Origin of the sequence: Selenomonas sp. FOBRC9, assembly GCF_000287655.1 — a bacterium.
In the GTDB taxonomy this organism is placed as follows: domain Bacteria; phylum Bacillota; class Negativicutes; order Selenomonadales; family Selenomonadaceae; genus Centipeda; species Centipeda artemidis.
Genome location: NZ_ALJR01000002.1, coordinates 22,617 through 35,816 on the forward strand (window position 1 = coordinate 22,617; position 13,200 = coordinate 35,816).

A 13,200-nucleotide genomic window follows, 5' to 3' on the forward strand; every position below is an offset into this window, starting at 1 on the left:
CATCTGTGAACATGGAGATGTAATCGCCCTTTTTCTGTGTGCGTATTGATTTAGTCGATCTTTACGCCGTGGATCTGCTCGGCGAGACGCTTGAGCGCGTCAACACTGCGCACGCCCGGGGTGATCTCGGAGAGTTTCACGCGGACGAAGTGATTTTCCTTCACGGCAGTCGTTCCTTGAAGCCGCGGATTTGCCTTGAGCTTCTCGACTTTCTGATTGAAGTCGTCTTCGTTGCGGATGCTCGTGCCGTAGTCGGCGATGATGATGTACTCGGGATCGGCGGCGACGACGCTCTCCCAGCTCGTCTTGCTCCACGTCTTATCGACGCCCTGTCCGCTCATCACGTTGTCCGCGCCGATGAGACGCAGGAGGTTCGGCGTATAGCCTTCGAATACGGTGAACGGTTCGCCGTCCTCGGAGTCAAAGACAAAGACGCGCTTATGCGGCAGTTTTGCGATTTTGTCCTGCACGGCGGCGAGCTGCTTCTTTTGATCCGCAACCCATGCCTCGGCACGGTCTTTGACGCCGAAGATTTCGCCGAGCTTGATCATGTCGGCGAATACCATGTCAAGATCTGCCTTTGTGGACTGCATGGAGTCGGGGACGAAGATGGGGATATTCTGTGCGGTGATTTTGTCCGCCTCGATGCCGCGCTTCGTGAAGGGGACTTCCCAACCGGTTGCGAAGTCCGGCTTTGCCGCCATAAAGACTTCGTAGGACGGCCACTTTTCGGCGAGGACGGGGACTTTCTCATAGGCTGCTTGGAGGGGCGGATAGATTTCCTCCTCCTTGAACGCGGTGCCCGCCATGTGGTCGCCGAGGTCGAGCGTGAGCAGCATCTCGGTTGTTGCCTGTGACATGGAGACGGCGTGTGTCGGCGGGGCTGTGGTCTTCATCTGCAGCTCCGTGCCGCCGATGTTCTCCGTCCACGAGATGGGCGTGTAGGACGAGGCGGCGCTTTCCGTCTTGGTTTCCGCCGCCTGCTGCTGTCCGCATCCTGCGCCGAGGAGCAGGACCGCTGCGCCGAGGCTTGCCAGGATTTTCTTCTTTGTCTTGAACATAAATGTCCTCCTTTATGGGTGTTAATAATATAGATATCGTGTGTCCTGCCGGATGCTCGTGAAGAACGGCACTTCGAACACGTCCTCGAGCAGTGCGGGGGTAAGCACGTCCTGCGCCGCGCTCGCTCTATGGCTCGCGGGGCTCTATATCCGCCGAATCCGATCGGCGCTCCTTGAGGAGGCTGGGAAAAACTATGTGCTCGGCGCGCGCACGCTCGGGCTCTCCGAGCGTACGGTGCTGTGGAAGTACATCATGCCGAATGCGCTGATGACGCTCCTGCCGATGCTCGGCATCACGATGGGGAATATCATGGGCGGCTCGGCGGTCATCGAGACGATATTCGGCTGGCGCGGCATGGGGCAGCTCATGACGACGGCGATCCTCGCGCGCGACTATCAGCTCATGCAGGCGTATGTGCTGTGGGGAGCGGGCGTCTTTGTCGCGGCGAATTTCGTTGCGGATGTGCTCACGTTGTGGCTTGACCCGCGCCGTTTGCAGGCAAAGGGGGCGCGGCAGCTATGAGATTCTTTTGGACGCGCCTCCTGCACCGCCGTGATTTTCGCATCATCGGGACGCTGCTGCTCGTGTGGATGCTCGTCATCGTATGCGCGCCGTATCTTTCGCCCGGTGATCCCTATGCGCAGGATCTGACGATGCGTCTTGCGCCGAATACGGCGGCGCATCCTCTCGGTACGGATCAGCTCGGGCGCGACGAACTCACGCGCCTGCTCTGCGGCGGGCGCATCAGCATCGCGCTCTCGCTCGTTATCGTGGCGATCACGGCTGTCGGTGGGATTCTCATCGGGGCGTTCGCGGCGTTCCTGCACGGCTTTGCCGACCGCATCGTAACGGCGGCGCTCGATCTCTTCCTCAGTATGCCCGCGCTCGTTGTGGCGATCGCGCTCATCGGTCTGCTCGGCCCCGATACGGACAACCTCATCTTCTCCCTCTGCCTGACGCATTGGGCGGAGTATGCGCGCGTCGCGCGCTCGCTCGTGCAGGCGGAGCGGGAAAAGACCTATGTGCGCTATGCGCGGTTTGCGGGCGCGGGATTTTTGGGAACGGTGTTCTCCTACGTCCTGCCGAACGTCGTGCCGCGTCTTTTGGTGCTCGTCTTTCAGAACATCGGCGAGATCCTGCTCACCGTGGCGGGGCTGTCGCTCATCGGCATCGGCGTGCCCATGCCGTACCCGGAGTGGGGGACGATGCTCATGGGGGCGCGCGATTATTTGCAGACGGCGCCGCAGCTCATGATTTACCCGGGTGCGGCGATCTTTATCACGATATTGCTGTTCAACTTCATCGGCGACATTCTGCGCGATGTGATGGATCCTGCGGGAGGTGATGCTGCGGAGAAAAACTGAACGCGTTTTGGGGAAATGTTGAAGGAGGAAAAGTATGAAACGAATCTATGCGATGCTGGCGGTCATGCTGCTGAGCGTTGGACTGCTCGCGGGCTGCGGCGGTCAGGAAAAGGCGGCGGACAGCGGGAAGCATCTCAGCGCCGCGCTCTATTGGTTTGGCGAATCCGTCGATCCCGCGCACGAGTGGGACGGCTGGACGGTCACGCGCATCGGCGCGGGCGAAACGCTCGTCACCGTCTCGGATAAGATGGAGTTCACGCCGCAGCTCGCGGACAAGTGGGAAGCGACGAGCCCCACGACGTGGCGGTTCCACATTCGTGAGAACGTTAAGTTCCAAGACGGCACGCCCATGACGCCCGAACTCGTCAAGGCGTCGCTTGAGCGCACGCTCAAGGAGAGCGCTCGCTCGCAGAAATCTTCGAAGATCAAAGACCTCAAGGTCGAGGGACAAGATCTTGTCATCGAGACGACGGAGCCGCACGGCGCGCTGCTCGCCGCGCTGACCGAGCCGGCATTCGTCATTTTGAACACGAAGGCGGATCTCTCCAACGTGGCGTCCGCGCCCGTGCTCACGGGCCCCTATCAAATCGTTGGGTTCAAAAAGGGCGAAGAGATTCAGCTCAAGCGCAACGAATACTATTGGGACGGCACGCCGGGTCTCGATACCCTCACGGTGAAGAACCTCGAGGACGACAACAAGCGCGCGATGGCGCTCCAGTCCGGCGATGTGAACCTCATTCAGCGCTGCAACAGCGCGAACCGCAGCTTGTTTGAAAACGCTTCCTACAAGATCGAGGAAATCGTCGGCGTGCGCGTCTACATGCTGCGCATGAATTTTGACGGCGTACTGAAGGACGCGAACCTGCGCCGTGCGGTCAGCTATGCGGTGAACTATGACGATCTCGCAAAGATCGAGGGCAACGGTGCGGTCGTTGCGGGCGCACCCTTCCCGCCGAACATCGGACCGAAGTATCAAGAATCCCTGCGCGAGCATATGGATCTCGCGAAGGCGGAGGAACTGCTGAAGGCGGCGGGCTATACGGAGAAGAACGCCGAGGGATATGTGACGAAGGACGGCAAGCCGCTCGAACTCACGATCAACGTGTGGGGCAGCAAGACGGAGCTGTACGAAGCGGTACAGAACCAGCTCCAAAAAGCCGGGATTAAGGTCAACCTCCGCCGTGTCCAAAACTCGGAGGAGGCAAAGACGAAGCGCGACTTTGACCTGACCGAGAGCAACTGGATCACGATGGGGACGAACGATCCTTACTGGTATATGGATCAGACGCTCCGCTCCACGAGCCCGGAGAACGTCGGACACTACGCGAATCCCGAGGTCGACAAACTCCTCGACGCGATGGTCACGGCGGCGGACGCTAAGCAGCGCATGGAGCTCGCCGGGAAGATTCAGGATCTCGTGCTCCAAGACGTGCCGAATCTCTATCTCGTCTGCCCGACGAACCAAGTCGTTGCACAGTCGAATGTCAAAGGCGTCGTCGTGCATCCGATCGACTACTATCTCATCACGAAGGATCTCACCGTTGACGGAAAATAAAATTCCTCTGCTCGAGGTCGCATCGCTGCGCGTGGAGGTCGGCACGCGCCGCCTCCTGAGTGATGTGTCCATGACCGTGCGACGCGGCGAGATCGCCGCCGTCGTCGGTGAGAGCGGCTGCGGCAAATCTACGCTCCTGCGCACGCTCATCGGCATCCTTCCGGACGGCGGTGCGGTGACGGGGGGAACGGTACGCTTTTACGGCGCCGATCTCTTCGCACTGTCCGCACGGGCGCGGCGCTCCATGATGGGGCAGGATATTGCCTTTCTCTTTCAAGAGCCGGGCACATATCTCAGTCCCATCCGCCGCATCGGTGCACAGTTCCGCGACTACCTCGCGGCGCACGGCGCGGGGGAGGGATGGCATGAGATTGCAGTCGAAGCGCTGCGTCGGGAGAACCTAGAGGACGCGGAAAAGCTCCTCTCGGCATATCCTTTCCAGCTCAGCGGCGGGATGCGGCAGCGCGCCGCCACCGCCATGACGCTCGCGCTCACGCCGAAACTCCTGCTCGTTGACGAGCCGACAAGCGCGCTCGACGTGATTGCGAGCCGCAGTCTGCTCGACCGTCTGCGGGCGCGCGTGGAGGAAAAGGGCTGCTGCGTCATCTTCGTCACACACAATATCGATGCGGCGGCATATGTGGCGGACAGTATTTTCATCATGCAGGCGGGGAGGTTCGTCGAGAGCGGCGACTGCCGCACCGTACTGGAGCGTCCCACAGCGGAATATACGCGGGTGCTCCTGCGCGCGGTGCCGCATATGGCGGACGGTTGAATGAGACAAGGAGCGGGCATGGCGGATGATGTATTGGAGGTGCGCGACCTCCGCAAGACCTATCGCGAGGGCGCGCGCGTCATCGAGGCAGTGCGCGGTGTATCGTTCAGTCTCGCCAAAGGCGAGATCACGGGCATCGTCGGCGCGAGCGGATGCGGCAAATCAACCCTGCTGCAAATGCTCGCGGGGCTTGAGCCACCGTGCGCGGGCACGATTTCCTTTGCGGGGACGGTGCTGACGCCGGGCGCGGACGGATGGGGGAATTCTGTCTATCGACAGATGCAGCTCATCTTCCAAAATCCGCTCGAAGCGTTCAGTCCCCGCATGACCATCGGAGAGTTCCTGCTTGCCCCGCTGCGGGCGTTTGGCATCGTCGAGCCCAAAGGCGAGGCGGCGGCACTCTCCGACATGCTCGCACGGGCGCGTCTTGAGACCGCTGCGGCGGAGCGTCTGCCGCATCAACTCTCGGGCGGGCAGCTCCAGCGCGTCGTGCTCATCCGCGCGCTCTTCGTTCGACCGGAATTGCTTCTTTTTGACGAACCAACGAGTGCGTTAGACGTCGTGACGCAGGAGTCTGTGCTGTCCTTCATCGAAGAACTGTACCGGGCGCAGCCCTTCACCGGACTGTTTGTCACGCACGACCTCGCCGTCGTTCGGCGCATGACTACGACTGTCTTTGTCATGGAGCGCGGCGAAATCGTCGAGCGGCTTCCCGCCTCTCGTCTCCGCGATGAAGCGCGCCATCCGTTTACGAAACGACTTTTGGCGGCACAATTGCCGCACCGGTCTGTCATTTAATGCAGATTTCGGGACTGCCGTACCACACCGGGCGGCAGTCTTTTCCTTTTCTTCAGACGTCTTATTATCGTTTCGTGTCATGCCTAAACGAGCCGGTAATGAGATGATATTGACAGAAATGCACTAGGAAGAGATAATAACAGTGTATCGCAGTGGGATATATGGAAGAAAGAGGTGACGAAGATGGCAGTGAAACAGACCGCAGGCAGGGATATTTTGGGAGAATTTGCGCCGAAGTTCGCAGCATTGAACGACGATGTATTATTCGGCGAGGTGTGGAGCTGCGAGAAGCAGCTTTCGCTGCGTGACCGCAGCCTTGTGACGGTGGTCGCGCTCATGGCGCAGGGACTCACGGATACATCCTTCCGCTATCATCTCGAATCTGCGAAGAAGAATGGCATCACGCGGACGGAGATCGCGGAGATACTGACGCACGCCGCGTTTTATGTGGGCTGGCCGAAGGCGTGGGCGGCATTCCGCATGGCAAAGGAAGTGTGGGCGGAGGGGACGAGCGGTGCCGACGAGGCGATGGCGCGGCATGCGCGTCAGATGGGATTTCCCATCGGCGCGCCGAACGATGCCTACGCGCAGTATTTCAGCGGCAGGAGTTACCTCGCGCCGCTCTCGACGTCGCAGCTCGGCATCTATAACGTGACCTTTGAACCGGGGTGCCGCAATTACTGGCATATCCATCATGCGGATCGCGGCGGCGGGCAGATCCTCGTCTGCGTCGCGGGGCGCGGTTACTATCAGGAGGAGGGGGAGGATGCGCGGGAACTTCGGGCGGGCGACGTTGTCAACATCCCGCCGAACGTGAAGCATTGGCACGGCGCGGCAAAGGACAGTTGGTTTTCGCATCTCGCGATCGAAGTCCCGGGCGAGCACACGAGCAACGAGTGGTGCGCGCCCGTATCCGATGAAGCGTACGGGAAACTAAAATAATAACAAATACATAAAAGCAGCCTGTACCTCAAAAACACAGGCTGCTTTTTTGCCACGATGTACGAACGGAGAGCCGCGCGGTCAAAATGAAATCTTCTCGCCCTGCCATCCCGTTGTGCGGAGAAAATCCTTCCAGCGCAGGGCGTGCGGGTTGATCTTTCGATACCATGACAGATCGCGCGTCTTTTGATAATAGCCATATTCGACCGCGTAGCGCGTCATGCCGCAGAGCTCTTCGACGAGCGGCTTGTTCGCGGCAAAATCGGGGAAATGGGAGAGCAGCTCGTCGCGCGTATACGCGGAACTATATATCGCCTGCTTGCCGGTGACCTCGACGAAGGCATCGACAACTTCCCGCGGCGAGAGAACGTCGCCGATCACGGGCAGGGAGGCGCCCGCATACTGCTCCGGATGGGAGAGGATCTCAAGAACGGCCGGTCCCGTGGCGCTCGTCGGATCGACGAACGGCGCTTTGAAATCCTCCGGCAGATAAATCGGAAAGACGAGTGTGTCGGCGCCGTCTTTTCGATACGGCGTATAGAATTCCATAAAATTCGTATAGAAGAACGCCAGGTAGATAAAGCTGCTTTGAACGGGAAGGGTACGGATATATGCTTCGACACACGCCTTGTCGGTGAAATGCGGCGCGGACAGTCTCCCGCCCGTAATTTGATCGACGTTCTCCAGACTGCTGTATACCATATGCCGCACGCCGGCCGCAGCGGCGGCGTCCGCGAGCTCTTTGCCAAGCGCCGTTTCATGAGTCGCGGGCGGCGGGAGATTGGGCGTCATCAAGAAGACCCCGTAGGAGCCGCGAAAGGCGTCCTCGAACGCATCTTTATATCCGAGCGTCAGCGGTATATTGACGAGGTCGGCGCCGCGGCGGACGAGTTTCCGTGCTTCGGGCGTATCCGTGCGCCGCGTGATCCCGCGCACAGCGAAGCGGCCGTCGGCAAGCAGCGTCTTGGCGACGCTTGAGCCTTGTTTTCCCAAAACGCCCGTGATCGTAATCAGCGGTTTTTTTGAACGGTTCATAACGTATCCTCCTTAAAGCGTTTGCATTCTCACATGAATCATAACGCAGCGAAAGAGAAACGTAAATACGCACAATGAAGTAAGGAAACGCTTACCTTTTGGTAAGTATTGCCGGGGCATGCGGCACAGGATATAATAGACGGGGAGGCGCATTCTATATGAAACAATATCGTCTAGGAATAGAAGCCACGCTGGAAATTCTCGGCGGCAAATGGAAAGCGCTGATCGTTTGCCTGCTCATGGCGGGAACGAAGCGCACGGGGGAGCTGCGCCGCCGCATCCCCGGCGTGTCGGAAAAGGTCTTGATCCAGCAGCTGCGCGAGCTTGAGCGGGACGGAATCGTCGAACGGATCGTATACGAGCAGATGCCGCCCAAGGTGGAGTATTCAATCACGGAATACGGACGCACCGCCGATGCGATCGTCGACGTTATGTGCGCATGGGGGCGTGAAAATATCCGCAGGCGTCAAATGACGGGCGATCATATTATGCTGGATGAATGGCAGGACGAGGAGAACTGAATAGGATGATGTAAACGAATCGAACCATAAAAACAGCCTGCATCTCGAAAATGCAGGCTGCCTTTTGTATTTATCTCCTCAATCGCATCATTACCTCCTCATGTGATGCGCAAATGATGCGATTGAGGAGGTAATGATGCGAAAATAATGCGCTGTTGGAAAATCATTTAGTCGATCATGACGAGAACGCCGTGATTGTGTTCGGCGGCACTGTGATAGAGTTTGTTGAGTGTGTCAAAGGAGTATGTTAGATCCTCCATGATTTCCTCCGTCTCTTCTTCGTAGTCCCATATGTTCGGATAGAGCTCCTCTTCTTTACATTCTTGCATATTGAATTTTTTTAGTATGTCATCGAAATTGACCTGATCCAACTCTTTTGCAATCTCTTTTACCCTTGTGGGCTCAGTGTACCCTATTAAAATTTCTTTATTATCAAGGGCGGTTTTTCCAACGACCATATTGCTGAGCAGGTTGTCTTCAAGGCGGTACATGGCAGACTCTCCGGTTAGTAAGAAATGGAGCGCGTCCCACATCTTGTCGATATCGGCTTCATTGACCTCTCCGCGCTCCGAGAAATCGTAGATCACATCCAAAGAGGATTCGATTTCCTTAAACTGTTCGTCACTGATTTCATAATAATTGGCACACATACCCATGATTTTACCTCCTTTGAACTTAGGCAAAATAAATCGTTTTATGCTGATGCGGGCGCTGCCCGTTTATTTTTTTACCATCGCTTGGTCTTTCTCCAAAACGATGGGCGCAGGAGAATGAGGAGCGTAAAGATTTCGAGCCGCCCGAGGAGCATCGTGATGCAGAGCACGGACTTGACGAAATCGGAGAGGGGCGCGTAGGTCGCCGTTGCGCTTACGATGCCGAACGCGGGGCCGATATTGCCGATGGTCGTGACGGCGACAGCGACGGCGTCGAACGGTGCGAGCCCGTCCGCTGTGAGCAGGAGCGCCGTGATACAGATGATGAGGAGATAGAGGAAGAAGAACGTTCCCACGCGCATCAGCACGGCGCCGTCCACATGGACGCCGCCGAGTGAGACGTCGACGACACGGTGCGGGTTCAGTTTTTGTTGAATGACGGCGCGGGCACTTCGAAAGAGGAGCACGATGCGCGCGACCTTGATGCCGCTTGCCGTCGAGCCCGCACACCCGCCGATCATCATGAGTGTCAGGAGCAGCATTTTGGAAAAGGTCGGCCACGTTTCAAAATCGGCGGAGACAAAACCCGTCGTCGAGAGTGACGGCACTTGAAAGACGGCGGCGCGCAGCGCGGAGAGGATATCCACCTTCATCTCTATACTGAGGTTCAGCGTGATGAGGAGAATCGCCCCGACCGCGATAAAGAAATAGGTGCGGAACTCCGTATTGCGGCGAATCACGCCCGGCCCTTTGATCCACACGCGATAGTACAGGGAAAAACTGCCGCCCGTCAGGAACATGAAGAGCGCCGTCCACAGCTCGAAAGCGACGCTGTGAAAGTGCATCGCGCTGTCATCGTAGGTGGAGAATCCGCAGCTGCCAATCGTGGACATGGCATGGGTCACAGCGATGCTGAAATCGACGCCGCAGAGCATATAGACGACCGTTGTCACCACGGTAAAGAAGAGGTAGATCTTAAAGAGTGCCATCGTCATGTCGCGCAGGCGCGGCATCACGCGATCCATGGTTGGCCCCGCACCCTCGGCGTTATACATGTAGATCGTGCTTGCCCCTGACTGCGGGAGGAGCGCGATGAAGATAACGATGATGCCGAGACCGCCGATCCACGCCGTCATCATCCGCCAAAAAAGAATGCTGTAGGGAAGGGGGCTGAGTGAAGCAAACACCGTTGCGCCCGTCCCGGTAAATCCTGAGATGCTCTCAAAGAGCGCGTCGAGGAAGCCGAGGTAGCCGCCGAGCAGATAGGGCAGCATCCCGAGAAACGTCCCCGTCATCCAGCCGAATGCCGTGATGGCGATCCCCTCGCGTGCCGTCAGTTCCTCGGCAGGCCGCCCATATCGGCGGAATGCAGCGCCGAGGAACGCGCTGACAAGTGCGGCGAGCATGAATGCCTCACGGCTGCTTTCATGATAAAGGACGGCGAGTACGAGCGGGATGACGAGCGATACCGAAACGGCAAAGGCGAGACGCGAGAGAATGTAATTGACCGTGTAGATGTTCATAGCTTCTCACCACTTGCGCTGCATGTTTTCAAAGAGGGCGCCGACGAACAGGAAGAACGCAAAGACCTCGATGCGTCCGAGCACCATCAAGAACGCACAAGAGAACTTTGTCCATGCGGGCAGCCCCGCGAGCGTATCGAGCCCGGCGAGTGAGGAGACACTGCCCGTTGTCGTCAGGCACGCCACAGTGAGGGAGATTGTCTCGATGGGCGAGAGCCCTGCGAGAGCAAGCAGGAGACTGCCGCCGCCGAACACCGCCGCGAAGAAAAACACGAGCATGAGAATGCGCCCCGCCGCGTGCAGGGGGACGATCTCGCCGCCTTGGCGCACGGCGAAAACCATACGTGGGTGCAGCGTGCGCAGCAGTTCCGTCCACGCGAGTGAACATAATACGAGGAGCCTCGAGATGCGGAAACCGCCTGCCGCGGATCCCATACACCCGCCGATGATGGCGAGCAGGATGAGGAGGAGCTGTGCAAATCCGTGAAACTCATCCGCCGGGCGCAGCGTCAGACCGTTTGTCGAGAGAAAGGAGGCGGCGTAGAAGAACCCGTGCCCGAGTGCAGCCCCCACGGGGAGCAGCCCGTGCAGTATGGGCAAAAGAGCGAGAAGAACGCCGGCACAGAAGAGCAGTGTGAAAAAGGCGCGCAGCTCCGCATGATGAAGAAGGTTCTTTGCCGTGTGCCGTCGCCCTGCCTGCCACAGCGTAAGGAGCGGCAGGGCGGAGAGCAGCGAGACGATGCCGCCCGCAGCCATCAGCGCGGGGGTGGGAGAGATACCGCCCGTCATTGAGCCGGCACCCGAGGAGATGGTAAAGAGCGCAAGCATGAATGCGGGCAACGCCGCATCTCCCGCCGCAAGATAGATGCCGGCGGCAACCGCGGTCAGCGCAATATAGAGCAGCATCATCTCGTGCATCGGCTTTGTCATGCGGTTCCAGAGCGGGCTGAATAGCCGATCCTGCCCCACAGTGAAATCAACGCCGAAACATCCGCCAACGACGGGCAGTACCGTCACGAGAATGACCACGAAGAGCAGACCGCCGAACCAGCTGAGGAGTGCCCGCCAGAGGAGGAGCGTCGGCGGCAGCACATCGCCGAGCGACGTCATGCCTGTCGTCGTGAGCGCAGAGATACACTCCAAGAACGTATCGACAGGCGACAGATGCAGACCAGCGAGGTGGAACGGCAGCATCCCGAGGACGGCGAGCAGCAGCCAAATGGCGAGAATGAACAGCATACCCTCCTGCACGGACAGCTGACGCATATGACTGCGCCCCATATTGCCGAACACCATGCCGATGATCGCCGTCAGGATGCTGAGTGCGAAAAATGAGCTCGCGCCATCCACACCGTAGATGAACCCGTAGGCGAACGGCACGAGGTAGAGCGGTGCGAACACATACGCTGTGCGCCCCATGAGTACCCAAAATAAATCGAACCGCATCAGTCGTCTCCAAAATAAGACAGCGCCTTTTGTGCGAAGCTCTTCAGCACGAAGAGGATCACGCGGTCGCCCGGCATCAGCTCCGTCATCCCGTTCGGGATCGCTGCCTCCTCGTTGCGCACATAGGCACAGACGAGGCATTCGCGCGGGAGCTGCGCGTTCATGAGCTGTTTGCCCGTCACGGGTGCGCCTGGACTGACGATCACCTCGAGCGCCTCCGCACGCGCCCCCTCGAGCAGGGTCACACGTGCCACATCACCGCCGCGCGCATAGGCAAGCACCTCGCTCGCCGAGAGCAGACGCGCCGAGAGCGCGATGTTGACGCCAACCTTCTCCATGAGGTCGATGTATTCGTTGCGGTCGACGCGCACGACCGTCTTGATGCGGTTGTCGGACAGGTGGCGCGCGAGCAGCGCGAGCATGAGGTTCAGCTTGTCATCCTCCGTGAGGCAGACAATGACGTCCGCCTCCGCGACGCCCTCCTCCGTGAGGAGATCGATATCCGTCCCGTCGCCGCAGATCGCAAGCCCCGTCTTTAGCTTCTCCGCGAGCAGCTCGCAGCGCTCGCGGTTCTTATCAATGACCTTGACCTGCACGCCCTGCTGCTCGAGCATGAGCGCAAGGGCGCGCCCCGTGCGTCCCGCGCCAATGATTGCGGCGCGGTTCAGCTTGTGCGTGTCGCTCTGCACCAGACTTTGGCTGAACTGTTCAATCTTGTCCGGCAGACCGATGAAGTAGGCGTTGTCGCCCGGCAGGAACACATCGTCGCCGTGGGGGATGATCATGCGGTGATCGCGGAAAATGAGTCCCGCGAGCACCCCGGGCGGGAGCTTCAATGATTTCAGCGGCGTACGCGCGATCGCGGATTTGCGCCGGATGCGCGTCTCAAAGAGACGCACCTTGCCCTGACCGAAGTCCTCCACGTTGAGCGCTGCTGGCGTCATGAGGATGCGGTTGATTTCGCGTGCTGTAATCAGCTCCGGATTGAGCGCGAGGTCGATGTCAAAATTTTCCTTGAGATAGGCGCTTGCCTCCACCGTAAAGTTCATGTCACGGATGCGGGCGATCGTGTGGGGGATGCCGTGTTTCTTCGCGAGTATGCAGGCGACCATGTTCACCTCGTCGCTTTCCGTGACGGCGATGAGGATGTCCGCTCCTTTAATATCAGGATCGTTCATCGTGAGCGGACTTGAGATGTTCGCCGCGATCGTGAGCACGTCGAGCGTCGTCTTTGCCGCCTCAAGCTGGCTCTCCTCGCCGTCTACGACCACGACGTCCATGCCCTCCTCCGAGAGCAGGGACGCGATGCTGTAGCCCAGGCGCCCGGCTCCCGCTATGACAATACGCAAAATAATTCCCTCCCGCAGCAACTGATATCATAAGAAGTATACCATAATTTTCTCCCAATTCAAACGCGCATTGACCAAATGCCTCGACGGGAATAAAAATTGCCTCCTGCATCTTGCGCGTGCGTCACAAACATGCTATACTAAGTCACGTTGCCAAGCGCGTCTTTCGTGCGCGCT

General features: G+C 58.8%; 13 protein-coding genes. 7 read left to right on the forward strand and 6 right to left on the reverse strand.

The window, feature by feature from the left end; all coding sequences use genetic code 11:
• Positions 1-50: 50 nt before the first annotated feature.
• Positions 51-1,061, reverse strand: a complete 1,011-nt coding sequence (locus HMPREF1147_RS00335; RefSeq protein WP_009657233.1) for an ABC transporter substrate-binding protein — start codon at positions 1,059-1,061, stop codon at positions 51-53.
• Positions 1,062-1,101: 40 nt separating this feature from the next.
• Here HMPREF1147_RS00335 and HMPREF1147_RS00340 point away from each other — a divergent pair, with 40 nt between their 5' ends.
• The 6 genes from HMPREF1147_RS00340 (at position 1,102) to HMPREF1147_RS00365 (ending at position 6,496) form a co-directional block, all read left to right on the forward strand.
• Complete coding sequence (locus HMPREF1147_RS00340) at positions 1,102-1,584, forward strand: ABC transporter permease (RefSeq protein ID WP_232208024.1); 483 nt, start codon at positions 1,102-1,104, stop codon at positions 1,582-1,584.
• Complete coding sequence (locus HMPREF1147_RS00345) at positions 1,581-2,426, forward strand: ABC transporter permease (protein ID WP_009657211.1); 846 nt, start codon at positions 1,581-1,583, stop codon at positions 2,424-2,426. Before HMPREF1147_RS00340 ends, HMPREF1147_RS00345 begins: the two co-directional genes overlap by 4 nt.
• 34 nt (positions 2,427-2,460) lie before the next feature.
• Positions 2,461-3,981, forward strand: a complete 1,521-nt coding sequence (locus HMPREF1147_RS00350) for an ABC transporter substrate-binding protein (protein WP_009657210.1) — start codon at positions 2,461-2,463, stop codon at positions 3,979-3,981.
• On the forward strand, positions 3,968-4,756 hold the full coding sequence (locus HMPREF1147_RS00355) for an ABC transporter ATP-binding protein (protein ID WP_009657239.1): 789 nt from the start codon (positions 3,968-3,970) through the stop codon (positions 4,754-4,756). The genes HMPREF1147_RS00350 and HMPREF1147_RS00355 overlap by 14 nt, the downstream gene beginning before the upstream one ends.
• Positions 4,757-5,554 carry an ABC transporter ATP-binding protein gene (locus tag HMPREF1147_RS00360; RefSeq protein ID WP_232208025.1) on the forward strand — a complete coding sequence of 266 codons (798 nt, stop codon included), beginning with the start codon at positions 4,757-4,759 and terminating at the stop codon, positions 5,552-5,554.
• A 183-nt stretch (positions 5,555-5,737) separates the two neighbouring features.
• On the forward strand, positions 5,738-6,496 hold the full coding sequence (locus HMPREF1147_RS00365; RefSeq protein ID WP_037350936.1) for a carboxymuconolactone decarboxylase family protein: 759 nt from the start codon (positions 5,738-5,740) through the stop codon (positions 6,494-6,496).
• A gap of 81 nt (positions 6,497-6,577) precedes the next feature.
• Here HMPREF1147_RS00365 and HMPREF1147_RS00370 read toward each other — a convergent pair whose 3' ends face one another.
• Positions 6,578-7,531: an NmrA/HSCARG family protein gene (locus HMPREF1147_RS00370; RefSeq protein WP_009657240.1), complete on the reverse strand. Its 954-nt coding sequence runs from the start codon at positions 7,529-7,531 to the stop codon at positions 6,578-6,580.
• A gap of 158 nt (positions 7,532-7,689) precedes the next feature.
• On the opposite strand from HMPREF1147_RS00370, the gene HMPREF1147_RS00375 reads away from it, so the two are divergent.
• On the forward strand, positions 7,690-8,052 hold the full coding sequence (locus HMPREF1147_RS00375; RefSeq protein ID WP_009657219.1) for a helix-turn-helix domain-containing protein: 363 nt from the start codon (positions 7,690-7,692) through the stop codon (positions 8,050-8,052).
• Positions 8,053-8,219: 167 nt separating this feature from the next.
• Here the strand turns inward: HMPREF1147_RS00375 and HMPREF1147_RS00380 are convergent, their stop codons facing one another.
• From HMPREF1147_RS00380 to trkA, 4 genes are all read right to left on the reverse strand, one after another.
• Positions 8,220-8,708 carry a YfbM family protein gene (locus tag HMPREF1147_RS00380; RefSeq protein ID WP_009657227.1) on the reverse strand — a complete coding sequence of 163 codons (489 nt, stop codon included), beginning with the start codon at positions 8,706-8,708 and terminating at the stop codon, positions 8,220-8,222.
• Positions 8,709-8,779: 71 nt separating this feature from the next.
• Complete coding sequence (locus HMPREF1147_RS00385; protein ID WP_009657237.1) at positions 8,780-10,228, reverse strand: TrkH family potassium uptake protein; 1,449 nt, start codon at positions 10,226-10,228, stop codon at positions 8,780-8,782.
• Between the two features lie 6 nt (positions 10,229-10,234).
• Positions 10,235-11,674: a potassium transporter TrkG gene (locus HMPREF1147_RS00390; RefSeq protein ID WP_009657204.1), complete on the reverse strand. Its 1,440-nt coding sequence runs from the start codon at positions 11,672-11,674 to the stop codon at positions 10,235-10,237.
• Positions 11,674-13,023, reverse strand: coding sequence for a Trk system potassium transporter TrkA (gene trkA, locus HMPREF1147_RS00395; protein WP_009657224.1), 1,350 nt, complete (start codon positions 13,021-13,023; stop codon positions 11,674-11,676). The genes HMPREF1147_RS00390 and trkA overlap by 1 nt, the downstream gene beginning before the upstream one ends.
• Positions 13,024-13,200 lie beyond the last annotated feature (177 nt).

Coding starts and splice junctions, on each gene's coding strand:
- HMPREF1147_RS00335 (WP_009657233.1), bottom strand. CDS start 1,061: ATGTTCAAGACAAAGAAGAAAATCCTGGCAAGCCTCGGCGCAGCGGTC.
- HMPREF1147_RS00345 (WP_009657211.1), top strand. CDS start 1,581: ATGAGATTCTTTTGGACGCGCCTCCTGCACCGCCGTGATTTTCGCATC.
- HMPREF1147_RS00350 (WP_009657210.1), top strand. CDS start 2,461: ATGAAACGAATCTATGCGATGCTGGCGGTCATGCTGCTGAGCGTTGGA.
- HMPREF1147_RS00360 (WP_232208025.1), top strand. CDS start 4,757: ATGAGACAAGGAGCGGGCATGGCGGATGATGTATTGGAGGTGCGCGAC.
- HMPREF1147_RS00365 (WP_037350936.1), top strand. CDS start 5,738: ATGGCAGTGAAACAGACCGCAGGCAGGGATATTTTGGGAGAATTTGCG.
- HMPREF1147_RS00370 (WP_009657240.1), bottom strand. CDS start 7,531: ATGAACCGTTCAAAAAAACCGCTGATTACGATCACGGGCGTTTTGGGA.
- HMPREF1147_RS00375 (WP_009657219.1), top strand. CDS start 7,690: ATGAAACAATATCGTCTAGGAATAGAAGCCACGCTGGAAATTCTCGGC.
- HMPREF1147_RS00380 (WP_009657227.1), bottom strand. CDS start 8,708: ATGGGTATGTGTGCCAATTATTATGAAATCAGTGACGAACAGTTTAAG.
- HMPREF1147_RS00385 (WP_009657237.1), bottom strand. CDS start 10,228: ATGAACATCTACACGGTCAATTACATTCTCTCGCGTCTCGCCTTTGCC.
- HMPREF1147_RS00390 (WP_009657204.1), bottom strand. CDS start 11,674: ATGCGGTTCGATTTATTTTGGGTACTCATGGGGCGCACAGCGTATGTG.